This window comes from Corallococcus terminator (genome assembly GCF_049194865.1).
Taxonomy (GTDB): domain Bacteria; phylum Myxococcota; class Myxococcia; order Myxococcales; family Myxococcaceae; genus Myxococcus; species Myxococcus terminator_A.
Map to the genome: position 1 here is coordinate 87407 of NZ_JBLZWL010000082.1, position 18084 is coordinate 105490.

The following is an 18084-nucleotide window of genomic DNA, read 5'->3' on the forward strand; positions in this document are numbered from 1 at the left end:
GGCTCCTTCATTCATCGCTCGAAGCACCGAGGCCCTCACGTGCCCCCTCTCCAGAAGACCCTGCAACCTCTTGGCGCGGCGAGGGTCGGCCACACGGCCACGCTTCTTTCCGACGGCCAGGTCCTGTTGCTGGGCGGCAAGACGCCCTCCCCCACTCCATCGAAGTCACATCTCAAGGAAGCCACTGTCTGGTCTCCCACGACAGGCACCTGGACGCCGGTGAAGCCCCTGGGCATGGCTCGCGCGAATCACACGGCGACACGGCTGGGGGATGGCCGCGTCTTGGTCACCGGCGGTAGCAATCCCGCGAAAGGAACGCTGGCGAGCGCGGAGCTCTGGGACCCGAAAACAGGGAAGTGGACCGCCACCGGAGCCCTGTCGGAAGAACGCAACCAACACACCGCCGCGCTCCTCCTCGATGGTCGCGTGATGGTGGTGGGCGGTGGCTCGAGGAGCGCTCCCACGGAAGTCTGGGACCCGACCACGGGTCGCTGGGACCTGTGTCCAGCCCCGCTGGAGTCGCGGAGCCTTCACACCCTCACGCTTCTTCCAGACGGGCGCGTGCTGATGCTGGGCGGAAGCAACCGCTCCGCGACCACGTTGGCAGCGAGCGAGGTCTGGGAGCCCGCCACGCAGCAGTGGCGACCTGTCGTGTCGCTGGCCCAGGCCCGAGAGGGCCACACCGCCACGCTGCTTCCAGACGGCCGCATCCTCCTCGTGGGCGGGACGTGTGACGGCTTCCTGGCGCAGGTGGAGCTGCTGGACGCGGCGCTTCAGGGCACGAGACTCCTCGCCCCTCTTCCGGAGGGACGACGAAACCACTCCGCCACGTTGCTGCCGGATGGGCGCGTGCTGCTCGCGGGGGGACAGGGTGAGCCGACGTCGTGCTTCGCGCAGACCTTCTTGTGGTCTTCCGAAGACGAGAGCTGGCTCCCAGGGACGGACCTCGAAGCAGGTCGCTGCGAGCACACCGCGACACTGCTGGAGGATGGCCGGGTTTTCCTCGCGGGTGGCTACGCCGCGAGTCCATTCGAACTGCGTGACACCGCCGAGCTCTGGGGGGTGGCGAGGGTGGCGACGGCCCCCATGTCCTCGCCCGCGTCGACTCCCGAGGCACCGGCGACACAGACGGCAAAGCCGGCGCGGTCCACCCGGGCAGCGAAAAAACCAACGGCCCCGGGTTACTCCTTCGACGGTTTCGCCCAGTCCGTCGCCACGGAGGCCATCGAGCGTCTGGCCTCCGTGCTCGCCGAGGGCGAGCAGGTGGAGTCCCTGAGACTGCTACACGACTTCCTGGCCTTTTGGCCGGAGCAGGCCATCGCAGTGGTGGAGGGCCGCGAGGTTCAGCTCGAGTTCGACCCTGCCCGCGACGGCTCTTCGATTCCGCCGAACGTCGACGAACGGGATTCGGTGCGAGCGGCGCTGGTGAAGCGACATCCCTCGCTGAAGAAGGCGCTCTCCTTGTCGGAGCGGAACCAGCTCCCGGGACTCCTGTGGCGGCTGGCCTGGCATGACGCGGCCGAGGCCATCAGCGCGGGGCTGTTGGCCCGGGGAATCGCGGTGACATCACGGTTCCAGGTGGTGGCCCATACGTTTGAAGAAGCCGGCAACAACAGTTCCGAAACCTCCCGGAAGGAGCTCGAAGACCTCACGCGTGGGCAGCTCCGACTGCACTTCCAGGACGACGAGCGCCTCCGGGACTTCGCGGAGCATTGCTATACACAGCCGGAGAAGCGCCTCTGGCTGATGCGCTTGAGGGACACGTGAGCCCGCTGGCGACACCCTCACGCGAAGGCACCGTCGGATGAGCGAGCACAACTATCTCGAGTATGCCCGCATCAACCACCAGGACACGCTGACGGAGGCCCAGCGGGAGATCGCCGCGGGGCAGCTCACTCCCGAGGCCTTCTTCGCCATCGGCTTCGCCTGGCGCATCCTGGGCCTCTGCGACCTGCTCGAGGAGGCAGACACGCGACGGTTCGCCGCATGTCTGGCGAAGTCCGGGCAGGCGAGGCTGGCGTTGTTGCGGCAGCGGGAGCAGGGGCTGGCGTGTCCACCGAAGACCATCTGCACGAGCAAGGACATCTTCTTCGCGGCGTCTGTCGCGGCGGGCGACCTGGGAACAGCCAGGAACATCGCCGCGCTCGCGCCCGCGAAGCACTTCGAGGGCATCGAGTACGAGGACGACTTCCTCTTCTACCACTTCCTCCACCGAGTCCTCGTCGCCCCCCAGGACACCGAGGCGCTCCTGGGGTTGGTGAAGCGCTGGGGCGTGGTGTTGGAGGGTGGAGCTTCGGCCTATCGCGATGTCTGTCGGGAGCTTGTCTCCGGCGATGGCCCGGCGTTCGCGAGCGCCTTCGACGCCTTCGTGCGAGAGAGAGCGCGCGCCCTGCGCGACTATGCGCGGAGCTTCACGAGCAACAAGGAGCTGGTGGCCACCGAGGGCAAGGTCTTCATCGAAGGGCTCGCCGTGCTCCGACTCGCCGAGCTGCGAGGCCTTCCCACCCTGCCCCAATACCCGCTCATCCCTCGTCTCGCTCGGCTTCCCTCGGGGATTGCTCCGCCTCCCGCCGACGCGTGGACACGGCCTCCCGACCCCTCTGGAGCCTAGCCAGCTCCTCGGGCCCTCCGCGTCAGTCCCCCTCATCCAACTTCAGCCACGAGTCCTCGCGGAAGGATGCGGGCAGCGGCTCCCGAGCCGTCGAGGGGATGTGCAGATAGTCCTCGTCCGTCTCCAACCCCACTCGCTCCGCGAGCCGGACCAGCGCGAGTCCCTCGACCGAGAAGTACCCCTCGGTCACAGCGAGTTCGGGCGGCATCCGCTCCTTCTTCACCTGTCGCTGAATCCTGTCTCTGCGCTCCGACAGGTAGAGGGACAGGGCCGCGCCAAAAGCCGCGCCATCCTCCTCCAGCAGCGCCTTGACGAGCCCCCACCGGACATCCTCCGTCCCCTGGAGCGCCTGCTCGTAACGCACCAGCAACGCCTCGCAGGAGGACCGCTCCGCCTCCAGGAAGAAGCGCTGCATGAGCAGCTCGACGAAGAGGAAGTCCTCCTCGTACTCTTCTCCTTGCGCCCAGTGTCGCCGCGCCTGGCGCGCCACCCGCGTGGCGCCCTCGAAATCCCCCGCGGCCACGGCGTCGAAGAAGGGCAGACACTGACTGGTCCGCTTGGAGCCGTCGTCCAGCTTCGACAGGGCGAATGCGAACGCACGACCGCTCTGCGCCAGCCGGGTGAGCAGTCCTTCGGAGTCACCGTCCAGGAAGAGCGAGCCGATTCCCGCCAGGCGCAAGCTCCCGCAGAAATCCAATGCCTGACGCCACGAGGCCTTGCCTCCTCGCAGGTCTGGCAGCAGTTCGCTGGCATCCCCGAGCGCGTTGTGCACGTAGACGGGAAGGAACTCGGACGACAGGCTCATGGACTCACCTGCTGGAGATGGATGGCCCCGACTCCACCCTGGATGGAGCTGGAGAGCACCAGCGCGCGTCCCTTCCAGGACTGCCGCGCGGCGAAGGACTCGGCGACCAGGCACATGCCCAGCGCACCGGACGCGGCGCCCACGTCGCCCACCGAGTTGCACGGCAGCCGCAACCGGGACGTGTCCAGCCGATTCCCCAGCCGGACCAGCGCCCCACCCCACTCACGCGCCCGCCATTCCTCTCCCGTCAGGTCCGAGTAGAGCTCTCCCTCGAATGGCCCTTCGGACGAAACCAAGGGCTCCACCACCTGCCGGATACAGGTGGCCAGCGCCTGTCCGGTGTCTCGTGCATGAGCATCCGGAGCAGCCACCTGATTCGTCGCCACCGCCGCGATGAGCGACGGCGCCGCCACTCCCCGGCCCCGGGCTCCCGACTCCCGCTCCACGAGCAGGCACACTCCCGCCTCCCCTGGCATCAGCCCCGTGGGCTGGTCGTCGTGCTTGAGACGACGTGCCTCCAGCAACTGGCCCAGTAGCAGCGGGTCCAACAACGAGTCGACCGCGACCACCAACCACTGCTCCACCTCACCCGCGGCCAGTCCGCGAAGCCCCCGACTCAGGGCCTCGGCGGTCCCCACATGACCCGAGGCGAACAAGTGCAACTGCTCCAAGGGGATGGGCAGGCCCAGCGCCCGATGGAGTGGCAGCAGGTAGTCCTCGCGGAGAATCTCGGGCACGTCCTCGGGCTCCGACAGCAACACCTCCGCGTCCACCGAGGGAAGGACCGCGAGCAATCCCGTGCGCTCCCAGAAGCGCCGCTCCCTGGAGTCTGGCACCGAGGACTGCTCTCGCAAATCATTCACACATCCCCGCGCCAGCCGCAGCCAGCGCCCCACCAGATGAAAGCCATCCGCATAGCCTTGGAGAGGATGCCCCGTGAGCAGCAGGCTCTCCTGCGCCTCCTCATCCACCAACTGGAAGCCCGAGAGCCTCCGGGGCCGTGCAACCCCCGCGCGGATGGCCGCGCAGGCCGCCGAAGCAGTCCTCCCCACCGAGGTGATGGCTCCCGTCGCGGACAGCACCGCTCGCGTCGCGTTCATGTCTCCCTCGTCATGACGGACTCCAGCGAAAGCTCCACCAGCTTCAGACTCCGGGCCTGCGCGAGCTGGGCGCGCTGCCCCCAGGACCAGGTCCACGGGTCCACCTGACAGGCGCCACGACTGCGCACCGCCACCTCCCAGGCCAGCACACTCCGCCGCCGGAGCGAGACCCGCTCCATCGCCGCGAACAACCCCTCCGTCGTCCAGGGCGCCCCCAGCAGATAGCGCTTCCGTGAATCGAACCGGCCTCGCACCTCCCGCCACCAGGCAGCGACCTGTGCCCCACGCACCCCGCGCTTCGTGGACGGGGGCCCCGGAAGCTGCTGCTCGAGAAGGTCCGCCGCCGCACCCGCCTCCTGCGCATCGTCGTCCCACGGCTCCATGAAGCGGTCCTCATCGAGCGGCAAGCCGGTGATGGTCGCGAAGGAGTCCGCGGCGAGCCAACTGCCTTCCTCCTCGACGACCTTCAATAGCGCTTCCGCCGCGACGTTTCGGCCACAGAACCCCAGGGCCCACAGGGCCTCGTCGCGCGGCCCTGGAAGCGCCAGCGCACCCACCAAGGCCTCCGCCTCCCGCGCTCCCCCGCTGATGGCATGGGCGAGCAGCGCCACCCGCCCTGGAACACCGCCACTTTGGCCCAGGGCTCTTCGACAGCGGGTCCAGGGCTCGCGCAGGTGATGAATCAAGCCCGTCAGCATCGCGACCTCGCGCAGGGTGGGCGAGGCGTCATCGAGCGCCCGTCGAACACGAGGAGCCGCCAGCGAGGTCGGGACGAGTCGCGCGCCCCAGAGAGCCGCGCTCCGCCAGCCAGGCTCGGCCTCCCAGGTGTCCCGGGCCAGCAGCCCACTCACGTCCGCCCGGCGTCGAGTCAACACGGTCAGCACCTCCGCTCGAGCCCTCGCTTCCTGCGTCGGAATGATTGCTCGCAGAGCCTCGTCCAACCCCGGATGCCCGCTCAGTTCCAGTGCGCGCAGCAGTCCCGCGCGTGAGCCATCCTCCAACGAGGCAAGCGCCTCGAACACCTCCGCCACCCCGGGGCCTTCCGACGCGAGCAGGGCCCAACAAGCGGGGCCAACAATCGTGGGCTCCTCCCCTCGCAGCGCAGGACGCAGGAGCCTCTCGGCGACACGTTCGCCTCCCACGCTCAGCGCTCGCAGGTGCGCATGGAGCCGGGCCTCATCGCCGCTCGCCAATTCTTCCAGCGACTCGTCCGGAGCCAACAAGGACCGCTCTCGCTGCCGCCACAGGAAGGCCGCCTCCTCCAGATGCTCCTCCAGGACATCCCAGAGGATGCGCCGGGAACCACGTGCCACGGACACCCTGGAGCGTTCCGACATGTCCGTACCTACGCCGCCGCGCCGTTCATCGGCAGCTCGTTCCAGCAGATGTTGGCGAACCGCCGGTCGCTGATCTCCTTGGCCAGCTCGTAGCGGAGCACATAGGACATGGGGTCCTTCGCCACACGGAAGAGCTGCGGGGCGGTCTCCATCTTGGCGCGGTCCAGCACCAGCTTCTGGACGGCGATGGCACGCGTGGGGTCCGAATCGCTCCAGATGATGGTGCTCGCCTTGTAGTCAAGACAGTCGAACGTCCCGATGGGATTCACGATGCAGTAGTCCTTGCTGTAGACCCGCTTGCGGTGGTCATAGAGGGTGAAGGGCAGGTATTCGATTTCGTTCTTGCAGTGCTTCTCGAAGACGGCCCGCAGCTCGCTGGAGACGAGCAAGGTATTGCGCGTGTTGCCTAGAAGCGGCGACAGCTTGATGCCGGGTGAGTCCTCGGACATGTAGATGCGCGCATCCGCTGGATAGACGGCGCTGGCGCTTTTGCCCAACCCAACCCAGCTAATCTTCATCCCCATTTCCCGGACGAGCGAGTGCAACATGCACAGGTCCGGGTCATCGAACCTTCCTCCCACGCTCAACTTGAAGAACCGAAGCATGATGGTGATTTGTCTCCCTGCTTCAGGGGCTAGAGTGAGCCTGCTGCGCCTTGAGGTGGTGCGAAAATGTCTTCCAGGGCGTTGTTCTCCACGTCCCTGGCCGCCTTCTTGGCCTTGCCGCCAGCGACGATGTCCGCGCGATAGACTCCTTCCATTGCGACAAGAGCTCTCTTGCAACCCCCGTAGTCGGGTCGCTTGCGATGTTCCTGGGCCTGTTGCTGGATGGGCTTGAATATCTTGTCGAGGTCCTGCTTCACCTTGTTGCTGTAAGCCGAATGTGAGCGAGTGCTCGCGGAGACCCGGTGCCGGGGGAGTCCGAGCGCGTACGCCACCTCCTTGGCCATGGGAAGGATGATCATGTTGTGCGTATGGTTGAGGTTGTATTTCTCCCGTAGCAGTCCTCCTCGGATGAGTCGGACATGGACGGGGGCCAGGGGCTCGCCATCCGCCGCCTCCGCGATGGACTCCTGGAGCTCACCATTCGGAATGATGTGGTGCGACTCATGCCAGTAGGGCCGGTTGCAGCGCGTCTGAAAGTTCTCGCCGCCTCCGGAGATATCCCAGGCCTTGGTGCTCTCGGTGGGGACTGGCTGTCGCTTGCGTCCCTTGCGCGTACGACTCAAGAGGTCGATGGTCTTTCGCAGCGGGCCCCGCTGGGTCTTCTGGACCAGATGCTGGATGTCCTCGTAGGCCGGCCAGTTGTACGTGGTGTCGTCGCTGTCCAATGCGCGACGAAAGGCCTGCCAGCGGTAGTTGCAGGAGCTCTTCGTGAGAAAGCCCGTGCGCTTGTTCCGGTTCGCGCTGTGGCGGCTGAGGCAGGCTCCGGCTCCCTCCACGATGCTGGCCTCCTCCCCCGACGTGCACTTGTGCATCGTCGGCATGTTCTCCGCGTCCCAACTGTGCTGCTCGTTGGCCATGGCGTCCTCCCACGGACGACGCGCTCCGGATGTCGGGCGCGCGGTGCCTGCCTTCAGTTGATCTGCACCTTCCCACCCTTGATGCGATGAACCTCCTCTGCCTCGGAGCGAATGCTCACGCCGCGCAGGACGACCTGACCATTGCGCCGCAGGGTGAGGCTGGCCCTCCCGCAGCGCAGGACCACCTCGTCGCGCCCTTCAATCACGACGGTCCGCCCATCCACCTCCACGTGCTTCGGCGCGGTGGGCAGCGTGCTGTCGAGCAGCGCATCCGTGAGCGGTGTCGCGCTTTCAGGTTGCAGCAATCCCATCACCATCGGCCTGCCAGGATGGCCCTCCGCGAACAGCAAGACCGCCTCCTGGCGCCGCACGACGGCGGCTTTCAATACCTCCGCGTCCAGGGCCACCGCCAGGCGAGCCGGCAAGGGTCCTCGCGGATTGCCGGGGAAATCCACCAGCACCCGGCCCGCATCGAAGCCCAGGAGCCAACCCGTCCTGGGCTCGGAGATGCGCTCCTCCGGCAAAGGCTCCCCGCCGGAAGGGGTCTCATCCGCGTCGATAGGGGCCATGAGTGCCTCCCGCCATGCCTGGGCGACGTGTGCGCTCAGCGTTGCTTGTGACAGACATCGCAATCGTCGTGAGGAGAGCCTCCCTTGGCGACGACAGGGCCCTGCATGACGGGCGTGGGGGGCGTGTTCTTGTCGTTGTGGAGCATGAGGTCCAGGGCTCGGGCGACATTCTTTCCCTCGATTTGCACATCGAAGGAGTAGTTGACGAACTCCGCCTTGCCCTTCGTCTTGCTGGAGGCCACGCCACCACCCGCCGTGCCCGCCTCATCCCCTGTGCTCGTGCTGAAGTTGGAGTCCTTCACACACACGGGGTTTCCAGCCACCGTCACCTTCTTGCTGCCCTTGGCCGTGTCGGACGACTTCGCCACGTTCGGGTAGGGAATGGGAAGGGGCGCGCCAGGGCCCGGCGTCTTGCATACGTCCGGAAAGGCCACGGTGACTCCATCGGAGTCTTTCGTGACGACAGACATCTTGTTGACGCCGGTGTTCACGGACATGGCGATGCCCCCCACGACAAGGCAGAGGCTACCGACACACTTGCCGGAATGCGAGGGTGTGGCCCGCCGAGCGAGCAGGTCCCGCGAGCGCCAGCGTCCTCATGTCAACCAGTGACCGTTACACGCCCTACGCCGCTCCATCCTCCGCGTCACCGTGGATGAGCCAGCGACGCGCGGATGCTTCTTCCCAGAAGCGGCGCAGAATCTTGTCCGTGTGACTGTTCTCCGCCACCCGGTTGAGCTGGAGCGCGACAATCTCGCTCTCCACCAGCTCCGCCACGCGCACCACTCCCGAGCGCAGGCCGTACTCCTGCACCCGGCGAATCATGTTCGTCGCCTCCGGTGACGCGGGACGGAAGCTCCTCAGGTCCGCCTTGATTTTGATGTCGCGCCCCGCGAGCGAGTCCGTCGCCCGCGCCAGCTCCGCCACGAAGAGCTCCATCTCCTCGACCCGGATGTAGCCCTCCAGGACGAACTCCACGATGGAATGCTCGACCTCCACCCCGATTCGGAACACCGGGCGCTCCTTCGCCACATGGACACACGGAGGCACGTCGCTCCGACATTCCACAGCGTAGGGGGCACCTCGACGGGTGCCCAGGCACCCGGGAGTGCGGGGTGAACGTCCAGTTCAAGATTCGACGTTCAACCGCGCGAGCAACAACGCCAGCGCGCGCTCCACCACCGCGCTTCGCACTTCACGCCGGTTCCCCGCGAACACGTGCCGCTCCACCGTGGCCACTCCACCCCGGCGCAGCACCGCGATGAACACGAGCCCCACCGGCTTCTGCGGCGTGCCTCCCGTCGGCCCGGCGATTCCCGTCTCCGCCACCGCCCAGTCCGCGCGCGAGTGCTCCATCGCCCCTCGCGCCAGCGCCTCCGCCGCCTCCGCGCTCACCGAGCCGTGCGCCTGGAGCAACGCCAGGGACACCCCCAGCTGCTCCACCTTCGACTCATGCGAGTACGGCACGAAGCCGCGCTCCACCACCGCGGACGCGCCCGGTACATCCGTCAGCCGCGCGCAGAGCAGCCCACCCGTGCACGCCTCCGCCAGCACCAGCCGAACCCCGGCGCTCCGGCAGCGCTCCAGCACCTGACTCGCCACGTCCTCGCGTCCCTCGTCCGTCACCCGTGCGCCTCCAGCAAACATCCTCGCACGGTCGGGACTTCACGCGCGTGCACCGTCCGGCCGCACACCCAGCACCGCCACCAACACCTCATTCCTCCAGCTCAGCCCCACCACCCCCGGCTCGCGCCGCAGCTCCAGCACCGGGTGCACCCCCTCCGCCCTCACCTGCTCCAGCACCTCCAGCGGCACGAAGCCCGCGCGCCTCAGCCTCGCCATCCACGTCGCCGCCAGCTCGTGTCGCTCGCACCGCGCCGATTCGTCCACCGTCCCCACCACGTCCTCCACCTCCCTGCCGAAGAAGCGCTTGATGGCGGCGCGCTCCTCGCGAGGAACCTCCAGCGTGTCCAGCAAGTGGAAGACCTGCGTGAAGTGCTTCCACGCATTCAGGAAGCGCTCCAGCGGCGGCGCGCGGAAGTGGTCCGTGTTCGGCTCGCACAACACCATCCCCGAGGGGTCCAGCGCGCGCAGGTTCCGCAACACGCCATCTCTCACCGCGCCCACGCTCCCTGGCTCCTCCGCCACATGGTGCAGCGCGAAGGCCGCGTTCACCACCCTGGGCCCCGGCAACCCTCGCAACACCGACCACGTCGACTCGGACAGGCTCTCCACCGTCGCCTCCACCCCCACGAAGCGCACCACCGCGCCCACCTCGCGCGCCACTCGCGCCGTGGACTCCTCCGCCTGCGCGAGGCTCGCGCCGCTCGGGTCCACGCCCACCAACGTCAACCTGCGCGGCAGCGCCCCACGCTCCGACAGCGACTTCAACAACCGCCCCTCCTGCCGCCCCTGGCCGATTCCCACGTCCACCAGCGTGGCCTCGTCCCGCTGCCCCAGCAGCTCCATCAACACCCCGTTCGCCAGCGCATCGGCGGCGGAGGCCAGCGGCATGTGTGTCATCAACAGCCGGAACAAATCAATCTGCCGCGCCCCCTGCTCCGGATGCGGATGCAGATAGGGATTGCGCACCACCCCTCCCGAGCTTTCCAGACGATGCGACACCGCCGTGGCGAAGAGCAGGTAGTCCAGGTCCTCCGGCACCGAGTCCACGTCCAGCAGCGTCTCCAGCGACGCCAGCTCGCGCGCCGCTTCGATGGGCTGACCCGACAGGGTGTGTTCCACCGCTCGGAAGAGCAGCTCGTCCTTCACCGTGCGCATGGCCCCGTGACTCCTTCCCCAGATACCCCTGCTGACTCAACCGTAGTGGTGCCCTCCAGGGACCTCCACCCGGGCCGCTCGCCCGCACACGCTCTTCGTGTAAAGCACCACACGCGAGCCAACGAGCGGACAGACCCAACGTCCTGGCGCTTACGCCTCGCTTGTACCTTTCGCACAGACGACCGCGTATCCTGTCTCTGAGACACACAGTCATTCATGCAACCGGGTGTCGAGAACAGTGGACGCCCTCACCGAGCTGTCCACTTTCGAGGAGCGACAGGCCCTCAATCACCCTGGAGAGCAGGTTGCCGCGTGGGGGACACGTGCCGACGTTCCGCGAGGAAAGCCACACTGCCTTGAAGGAGCAGGCCCTTGCGTACGATTCCCTCGAAGAAGATGTCCCTGTTGTCGGAGACCGAAGCCCAGCTCGTGTTGTCCAGCGCGCCTCGCAACGTCACGGAGCTGTCCACCCGGGAGCTGCGCGGTCGCATCCAGCGCGCGCGGCGACTGATGACCAAGTACGAGGACCAGGCGCGCCGTCAGCGGCGTGAGGCCCTGGGCCGTCGGACGCCGACCCGCTCCCGTCGCGCCGAAGGCAATGCCAACACGATGCGCAAGGCCACATACTTCCGTCAGGCCATGACGCGCTTCGAGAAGCGCCTGGCCATGATGGAGCGCCGTGAGGCGATGGAGGCCAAGCGCGCCCGTGCCACGCGCAAGCCCGTCACCGCGCGGAGGACGACTCGCAAGGCGACGACGGTCCGTCGGGCCACGCGAGCCACCGGAGGGCGTAAGCCCGTGCGCCGCGCTCGCACCGCCGGCCGCACCGCCACCACGTCCGTGCGCGCGACGAGGGCCCAGCGCCGTAAAGGGGGTGCGCGCAAGCAGCAGCGCTTTGGCGCCGTCCGTCGCAATGCTCACACCACCTCGCGCAACCGTCGCACCCAGGCCCGGAGCGACAGTCGGCGCTGAAGCAAGCGTGATCCGCATGGGAGGGGCGGCGGAGATGCTCGCCCACTTCGCGCATATCGTCTGGTGAGGAGAGGCCTCTCACGGTGAGGGGCATTCCCACGCCGACGCGCCGAGGGGACTCCAACGCCATCCCGGTGCACCCGGCACCCCGAATGGAAGGTCTCCATTCGGGAGCCTGGAGCGCGTCGGGCCCCGTTGGAGTGCCTTGCGCACGGGCCGGGGTGAAGCACCGTGCGCCTCGGGTCAGGCCTGGCGACGCCGCGTCAGCGCGGTGAGCCCCGCGAGCGCCAGCATCAGCCACACCGCCATCGCGCCAGGACCCGAGGCGCTGCACCCGCCGCCACTGACGAGCGGCGTCTCCGAGGTCCCCGCATCATGCACGCCCGGGCCCGCATCCGGCTCACCCGGCCCCGCGTCCGGCGTGCCCGGCCCGGCATCCGGCGGCTTCGACAGCGTGCTCTCATCCAGGTACGCGCCGCACGCCGGGTCCGCCGTGCCGTCCGCGCGGTGCGCCAGCGCGAGCGCGTACGCCCCCGCGCCAAAGCCGACCATCGGCGAGTTGAACTTGTACGTGCCGTTCAGCTCGTCATACGTCTCCGACACCGCGAGGTAGTTCTTCAGCGACTGGTCCGTCACCCACTTCAGCACCCGCTCCGCGCGCTCCGTGTCCCCCGCCATCCGCTTCGCCATCGCGCCACGCAGGCTGACGATGACCCACTCCGCGCTGTCGTACTCGCTGCCCCACGGGCTCATGTCCGCGCCGCCCGTGTGGTCATAGCGGTCATCGTTGCGGGACCAGCCCGCGCCCGCCGGCGATGACAGCCGCAGGTCCAGCCCGCGAATCGTCTCCCGGGCAATCTTCCCCGCCGGGTCGAACAGCTCGAACGCGAACGCGTCGAACACCGCCGAGTCCCAGTACCCCCGGCCCGACTTCAGCTCCTCCAGGTTGGAGGCCAGCGCGAAGTTGCTGTCCGTCAGCTTCTCCGCCATCGCCCGGCGGATGGACTCGCCCGCGGCGCGGTAGCGCGTCGCACGCTCGGCGTCACCCACCCGCTCGGCCAGCACCGCCGCGTCGCACAGGCCGCGCGCCGCCGTCAGGCTCGTGTACGCCCACGCACGCTGCCGCCCGTTCCAGTGCGTCTCCCAGATGGACGAGTCCGGACGGATGAGCCCCGTCTCCGGGTCGATGATGGCCACCAGCGCGTCCCCCACCTTCGTCGACACCGTCGGCCAATACTGGTCCACCAGCGTGAGGTCTCCCGTGGTGCGCTCGTAGTGCCGCAGCGCCCAGAGGAAGAGACCGAAGCCGTCGAACTCGAGGTTCGGCCCCGCCTCGTTGAAGTCCGTCTCCTCCACCCCGAAGCCGTGGTAGCGCGTGAGCGTGATGATGTACGGCGGCATCGAGTAGGGCTGCAGCTCGCGCCAGTTCTGGAACCGACCGCTGTCCGCGTTCAGGTAGTACGCCAGCGCCTCGCGCGCGTCGCTCCGCATGCCCAGCGTGGCCATCCCCGCCGCCGCGTAGGCGCCGTCTCGAATCCACGCATACGTCCACTGACCCGGCGGGAGGCTCGCCAGCACCGCGCCCTTGCCCGAGTGCTTCACCATGCCCGGCAGCGTCGCCGGCGCACCATTGGGCGCCTTGAAGCGCGTCAGCCGCGTCTCGCCATCCCGGGTCAGGAACTCGCGCATGAACGTCTCGCTCTCGCGGACCTGCGCCATGTGCATCACCACCGCGGAGTGGCGCACCAGCGACTCCTCGCTCTGCGTCACCCCCGCCGGCACCTTCACCGTGTCCGTCTGGAAGGCCGCCCAGCGTGAGACTTCCGCCTCCACCAGCGCCTTCGCATCCAGCGCGCCCACGTAGTCCGACAGCCACTGCCGCGCCGTGGCCGTGCCCCCCGGGTCGCCGAAGTGCACGAAGGCCACGCCCGCCCACTTCTCCGCGCCCGCCGCGATGTCTCCCAGGTTGAACTGGTACGCGCTGGCCCACCCCGTCCCCGCCGACGGCTGCGCCGTGAACTCCTGCAGGTCCTGCTGCCCGCCGCCCTGCACCACGTTGAAGGCGTTCGCCGCCCCCGTCGCACTCGACAGCCACGCCGCCTTCCGAGTCACCGTCCCCAACGGCCGCCCCACCACCACGCCCGCGAAGCCCTTCTCCACGAAGTCGTTGCCGCTGACCTCCACCGTCTCGCCGTTTTCATCCAGGTCCGCCATCACTCCGGGCCGGCCAAAGCCGACATGGAAGTTGTGGAGCGAGAACACGCTCACGCCCGTGGACGCCGCCGCGCCCGTGTTGCGCACGCGCACCGCCATCACGAACGACGCGTGCGGAACGGACTGGGGCGCGAAGACATACGTCGTCACCTCCAGCGTCCCCACCCGTTGCACCATCGTCGCCAGGCCCGTGCCGCCCGACTTCCCCGCCCCCCACGCCGCATAGCCGCTGGCGTCCAGGTCCGCGTCCTGCGTGCTCAGCCAGCGCTGCGTCCCGCCCGAGCGCAGGCCGAAGAACGCGTCGAACAACACGTCACGCGCGTGCACCACCTGCGGCTGGCCTCGCACGAAGACGTCATTGCCCAGCGCGTCGATGACGGGCTCTTCCGTCGCGAAGAGGTGCTCTCGGAAGTGCGACACCTTCTTCTGCTCCAAATCCAGCATCACCGCGCCGTGCCCGTTCGACGACGGCAGCTTCAGGAAGGTGCGCTTGACGGCGACCTCCGCGCGCGCGTCCGACGTCAGGCCACACAGCAGGGAGGTCAGGAAGAGGGCCACGGCACGCACGACGCTCGAGGTCGCACGGCCAGGGCCATGACACAGGTGGGGGAAACGCTTCATGCGGCGGATTCTGGAGTGCTTCCCGCCCCGGGCCAACCCGGGACCTCCCACCGGTGCCGCCCAAGGGTGCCCGAGGACCCGTCGCGCCTGGCCGCAACTTGAGTCAGCCGCTCGTGTTACAGGGTCGTCTTTGTCAGAATAAACAGACTTAACAGATTTAGCGGAAATCTCCATCCAGGGCGAGCCGGAGGGTTCGCACAGGAGGTCGCATGTCCCGTGTCCGAGGGTTGCTGCTCTCGTTGTTGCCGTGTCTGGTGCTGCTGGCGAGCCCTGCTGGGGCGCAGTCGCCCGGCGCGTTCGTGAACTGGGAGCATCCGCATGTCCACCCGTTGGAGCTGACACCGGATGGCACGCGCCTGCTCGCGGTGAACACGGCGGACAACCGGCTCCTGGTGTTCTCCCTGACGAGCGGCACGCCCGTGCTCACCGCCTCCATCCCCGTGGGCCTGGACCCCGTCTCCGTGCGAGCCCGGAGCAACACCGAGGCGTGGGTCGTCAACCACGTCTCCGACAGCGTCAGCATCGTCGACCTCACCACGCTCAACGTGAAGACCACCGTGCCCACGGATGACGAGCCCGCGGACGTCATCTTCGCGGGCTCGCCGCAGCGCGCGTTCATCTCCTGCTCGCAGGTCAACCGCGTGCTGGTGGTGGACGCGGCGAACCCGCTCGCCACGCCCACGCGGCTCGCGTTGCTGGGCGAGGAGCCTCGCGCGCTCGCCGTCAACGCCGCGGGCACTCAGGTCTATGTGGCGTTCTTCGAGTCTGGCAATCGCAGCACGGTGCTCGGCGGTGGCAACGCGATGGGGGGCGGAGGTTTTCCTCCCAACGTGGTGAGCAGCGGCGTGGGGCCCTATGGGGGCGTCAATCCGCCTCCCAATTCTGGCAGCGTGTTCAAGCCGCTGAGGAAGAGTGGCAACCCGGTGCCGCCTCCGGTGGCGCTCATCGTGAAGAAGAACGCCAGTGGCCAGTGGATGGACGACAACAGCCGTGACTGGTCGAGCGTCGTCTCGGGGAGCAACGCGACGGCTTCGGGGCGCCGCCCGGGTTGGGACTTGCCGGACCGGGACGTGGCCATCATCAACGCGTCCACGCTGGCCGTGACGTATGCGAGCGGGTTGATGAACCTGGACATGGCGCTGGCGGTGCACCCGGGAGGCCATGTCGTCGTGGTGGGCACGGATGCGAGGAACGAGGTCCGCTTCGAGCCCAACATCAATGGCACCTTCCTGCGCGTCATGGCCGCGTCGTTCGACCCGGCGATTCCGTCCGTCGTCTCCCGCTTCGACCTCAATCCGCACCTCACGTACACCACGGGCACGGTGCCGCAGGCGACGCGGCAGCTCGCGCTCGGAGACCCTCGGGGGCTGGCGTGGAATGCGGACGGGAGCCGCGTCTACATCACGGGCATGGGCTCCAACAACGTCGCCGTCATGGACGACGCGGGCGGCAGGATTACCCAGGTGGCGGTGGGCGAGGGCCCCACGGGCGTGGTGATTTCCGGGACGCGGCTCTACGTGCTCAACAAGTTCGCGGCGAGCGTGTCCGTGGTGGATACGGTCTCGAATACGGAGGTGGCTCGGGTGCCGTTCTTCGACCCGTCTCCTGGCGCCATCAAGGTCGGACGCAGGCACCTGTACAACACGCACCTGACCTCGGGCCTGGGGCACGTGTCGTGCGCGTCGTGCCACATCGATGGGCGGCTCGACCGGCTCGCGTGGGATTTGGGAGACCCGGCCGGGGACATGAAGGCGGTGACGGGCCAGAACCTGGGCATGGGTATCCCCGGGCTGACCACGAACTTCCAGCCGTGGCACTCGATGAAGGGGCCCATGACGACGCAGACGCTCCAGGACATCATCGGCAAGGAGCCGCTGCATTGGCGTGGAGACCGCGCGGGCATCGAGGAGTTCAACGGCGCGTTCCTCAGCCTCCAGGGAGATGACACGCAGCTCACCGTCATCGAGATGCAACAGTTCGAGGACTTCCTGGCCACGCTGACGTACGCCCCGAATCCGTTCCGGAACATCGACAACACGCTGCCCACGAGCCTGCCGCTGCCGGGGCACTTCACGACGGGGCGATTTGGCACGGCGGGGCTGCAGCTGCCGAATGGAAACGCGGTGAACGGGCTGAACATGTATCGACCGCCGCGGATGTTGGACTCGGGGGCGTTCGCCTGCTCGACGTGTCACACGCTGCCCACGGGCCTGGGCGCGGACGTGCGGTGGACGGGGAGCCAGTTCATCCCCGTCAACGCGGGCCCGAGCGGCGAGCGTCACACGGGCCTCGTGTCCGTGGATGGGTTCACGAACGTGACGATGAAGATTTCGCAGCTGAGGAATCTCTACGAGAAGGTGGGCATGGACTTCACGCAGACGTCGAACCTGGCGGGCTTCGGGTTCTCGCACGACGGCAGCGTGGACACGATTGCGCGCTTCATCACCGAGCCGGTGTTCACGCTCCAGAGCAACCAGGAGGTCGCGGACATGGTGGCGTTCATGCTGGCGTTCTCGGGCTCGGACTTGCCGAAGGGCACGGCGACGACGGTATTGGAGCCGCCAGGGCCGGACAGCAAGGACACTCACGCGGCGGTGGGCAAGCAGGTGACGTTGACGACCGCGAGCCCCACGCCCGCGCAGGCGAGCATGCTGGCCACGTTCCAGGCGCTGGCGGACAGCGGCAAGGTGGGACTGGTGGCGAAGGGGAACCAGGGAGGCATCGCGCGCGGGGCCACGTACATGGGCGGAGGGATGTTCCAGACGGACCGCGCGCTGGAGACCGTCACCGCGTCACTGCTCCAGACGCTGGCGGCTGCTGGGAGCGAGCTGACGTACACGGTGGTGCCCAAGGGCTCGGAGGTGCGCATCGGCATCGACCGGGATTTGGATGGGGCGCTGGACCGTGACGAGCTGGACCGTGGCACCCGGCCGGATGACGCGACGAGCAGGTAGGACTGTGTGACGTGCACCGTGGACCTGGGGTGATGGGGTCCACGGTGCTGCTTCAGAGGGACTTGGGGGTCCGGCTTTCCTTCGTGCGCGGGACGGTGCCAACATTGGTGGCGCTGTGAATCCGCGCAGGGGGGGACATGCAGCGACCGGCAGAGGACGAGAGCGTCGAAGCAGCCGAGGACTCCGGGCCGCGCATGGTCCGATTCCAGGACATGGATACGGGCGTGGTGACGGAAATGGGCCCCGTCTCTACTGAATTCGCTTCGCTTCTTATCCGTGCTGCACAGCTAGCGATGGACGGGGATTCGAACCACCCAACGCAAGGCAATTCCCAACCCCTCATATCTTTCTCATCGCTCATCTCGGCGTTTGATTGCCTGGAGGATCAGGTATCCGCCTGGATGGTAAATGCGGCAACACGTTCCGGTTCGCATGCACTCCATCGTCTTTGGCCCCAAGGAGTCATTCCAGCGCAGCTTGCGCGAATCCGGTCGGCACCTCCACCGTTGGATTGGCTTGATGAGCCGCTAACGTGGACTGCCTCGGCACGTCGAGCACTTCACGAAGCCGAGAGCATCTGTGCACGATTCAGAGGTTT

The 18084-nt window shown here is 67.8% G+C and carries 15 protein-coding genes; 4 read left to right on the top strand and 11 right to left on the bottom strand.

Annotation, left to right across the window (positions count from 1 at the left end; translation table 11 throughout):
- Positions 1-39 precede the first annotated feature (39 nt).
- Complete coding sequence (locus ACN469_RS25960) at positions 40-1767, top strand: Kelch repeat-containing protein (RefSeq protein WP_498771827.1); 1728 nt, start codon at positions 40-42, stop codon at positions 1765-1767.
- A gap of 37 nt (positions 1768-1804) precedes the next feature.
- Complete coding sequence (locus tag ACN469_RS25965) at positions 1805-2611, top strand: hypothetical protein (RefSeq protein WP_498771829.1); 807 nt, start codon at positions 1805-1807, stop codon at positions 2609-2611.
- Positions 2612-2633: 22 nt separating this feature from the next.
- On the opposite strand, the gene ACN469_RS25970 is transcribed toward ACN469_RS25965, so the two are convergent.
- The 10 genes from ACN469_RS25970 to ACN469_RS26015 form a co-directional block, all read right to left on the bottom strand.
- The gene (locus tag ACN469_RS25970) at positions 2634-3416 is read right to left on the bottom strand and encodes an Imm49 family immunity protein (RefSeq protein ID WP_498771831.1); all 783 of its coding nucleotides are present in this window, start codon (positions 3414-3416) and stop codon (positions 2634-2636) included.
- Positions 3413-4516: a hypothetical protein gene (locus ACN469_RS25975; protein ID WP_498771833.1), complete on the bottom strand. Its 1104-nt coding sequence runs from the start codon at positions 4514-4516 to the stop codon at positions 3413-3415. Before ACN469_RS25975 ends, ACN469_RS25970 begins: the two co-directional genes overlap by 4 nt.
- Positions 4513-5829, bottom strand: coding sequence for a TIGR02270 family protein (locus ACN469_RS25980; RefSeq protein WP_498771835.1), 1317 nt, complete (start codon positions 5827-5829; stop codon positions 4513-4515). The genes ACN469_RS25975 and ACN469_RS25980 overlap by 4 nt, the downstream gene beginning before the upstream one ends.
- A gap of 32 nt (positions 5830-5861) precedes the next feature.
- Positions 5862-6458, bottom strand: coding sequence for an imm11 family protein (locus ACN469_RS25985; protein WP_498771837.1), 597 nt, complete (start codon positions 6456-6458; stop codon positions 5862-5864).
- A gap of 29 nt (positions 6459-6487) precedes the next feature.
- The gene (locus tag ACN469_RS25990; protein WP_498771839.1) at positions 6488-7375 is read right to left on the bottom strand and encodes an AHH domain-containing protein; all 888 of its coding nucleotides are present in this window, start codon (positions 7373-7375) and stop codon (positions 6488-6490) included.
- A gap of 53 nt (positions 7376-7428) precedes the next feature.
- Complete coding sequence (locus ACN469_RS25995) at positions 7429-7944, bottom strand: DUF6484 domain-containing protein (protein WP_498771841.1); 516 nt, start codon at positions 7942-7944, stop codon at positions 7429-7431.
- Between the two features lie 35 nt (positions 7945-7979).
- On the bottom strand, positions 7980-8441 hold the full coding sequence (locus ACN469_RS26000) for a DUF4150 domain-containing protein (protein ID WP_498771843.1): 462 nt from the start codon (positions 8439-8441) through the stop codon (positions 7980-7982).
- A 127-nt stretch (positions 8442-8568) separates the two neighbouring features.
- Positions 8569-8958 carry a hypothetical protein gene (locus tag ACN469_RS26005; protein ID WP_498771845.1) on the bottom strand — a complete coding sequence of 130 codons (390 nt, stop codon included), beginning with the start codon at positions 8956-8958 and terminating at the stop codon, positions 8569-8571.
- Between the two features lie 114 nt (positions 8959-9072).
- A complete protein-coding gene (locus ACN469_RS26010; protein WP_498771847.1) occupies positions 9073-9591 on the bottom strand; it encodes a CinA family protein in 519 nt (172 codons plus the stop codon).
- An 18-nt stretch (positions 9592-9609) separates the two neighbouring features.
- On the bottom strand, positions 9610-10725 hold the full coding sequence (locus ACN469_RS26015) for a GRAS family protein (protein WP_498771849.1): 1116 nt from the start codon (positions 10723-10725) through the stop codon (positions 9610-9612).
- Between the two features lie 372 nt (positions 10726-11097).
- Between ACN469_RS26015 and ACN469_RS26020 the strand changes: the two genes are divergently transcribed.
- Positions 11098-11697 carry a hypothetical protein gene (locus ACN469_RS26020; RefSeq protein WP_498771851.1) on the top strand — a complete coding sequence of 200 codons (600 nt, stop codon included), beginning with the start codon at positions 11098-11100 and terminating at the stop codon, positions 11695-11697.
- A gap of 243 nt (positions 11698-11940) precedes the next feature.
- Here the strand turns inward: ACN469_RS26020 and ACN469_RS26025 are convergent, their stop codons facing one another.
- On the bottom strand, positions 11941-14532 hold the full coding sequence (locus ACN469_RS26025) for a glycoside hydrolase family 15 protein (RefSeq protein WP_498771853.1): 2592 nt from the start codon (positions 14530-14532) through the stop codon (positions 11941-11943).
- A 209-nt stretch (positions 14533-14741) separates the two neighbouring features.
- Between ACN469_RS26025 and ACN469_RS26030 the strand changes: the two genes are divergently transcribed.
- Positions 14742-17486 carry a YncE family protein gene (locus tag ACN469_RS26030; protein WP_498771855.1) on the top strand — a complete coding sequence of 915 codons (2745 nt, stop codon included), beginning with the start codon at positions 14742-14744 and terminating at the stop codon, positions 17484-17486.
- The last annotated feature ends 598 nt before the right edge of the window (positions 17487-18084 follow it).

What these genes read in the sequence shown, in the direction of transcription:
- ACN469_RS26000 (WP_498771843.1), bottom strand. Translation starts at nt 8,441, where the DNA reads ATGTCCGTGAACACCGGCGTCAACAAGATGTCTGTCGTCACGAAAGAC.
- ACN469_RS25975 (WP_498771833.1), bottom strand. Translation starts at nt 4,516, where the DNA reads ATGAACGCGACGCGAGCGGTGCTGTCCGCGACGGGAGCCATCACCTCG.
- ACN469_RS25965 (WP_498771829.1), top strand. Translation starts at nt 1,805, where the DNA reads ATGAGCGAGCACAACTATCTCGAGTATGCCCGCATCAACCACCAGGAC.
- ACN469_RS25970 (WP_498771831.1), bottom strand. Translation starts at nt 3,416, where the DNA reads ATGAGCCTGTCGTCCGAGTTCCTTCCCGTCTACGTGCACAACGCGCTC.
- ACN469_RS26010 (WP_498771847.1), bottom strand. Translation starts at nt 9,591, where the DNA reads ATGTTTGCTGGAGGCGCACGGGTGACGGACGAGGGACGCGAGGACGTG.
- ACN469_RS26025 (WP_498771853.1), bottom strand. Translation starts at nt 14,532, where the DNA reads ATGAAGCGTTTCCCCCACCTGTGTCATGGCCCTGGCCGTGCGACCTCG.
- ACN469_RS26015 (WP_498771849.1), bottom strand. Translation starts at nt 10,725, where the DNA reads ATGCGCACGGTGAAGGACGAGCTGCTCTTCCGAGCGGTGGAACACACC.
- ACN469_RS25985 (WP_498771837.1), bottom strand. Translation starts at nt 6,458, where the DNA reads ATGCTTCGGTTCTTCAAGTTGAGCGTGGGAGGAAGGTTCGATGACCCG.
- ACN469_RS25995 (WP_498771841.1), bottom strand. Translation starts at nt 7,944, where the DNA reads ATGGCCCCTATCGACGCGGATGAGACCCCTTCCGGCGGGGAGCCTTTG.
- ACN469_RS26030 (WP_498771855.1), top strand. Translation starts at nt 14,742, where the DNA reads ATGTCCCGTGTCCGAGGGTTGCTGCTCTCGTTGTTGCCGTGTCTGGTG.
- ACN469_RS25990 (WP_498771839.1), bottom strand. Translation starts at nt 7,375, where the DNA reads ATGGCCAACGAGCAGCACAGTTGGGACGCGGAGAACATGCCGACGATG.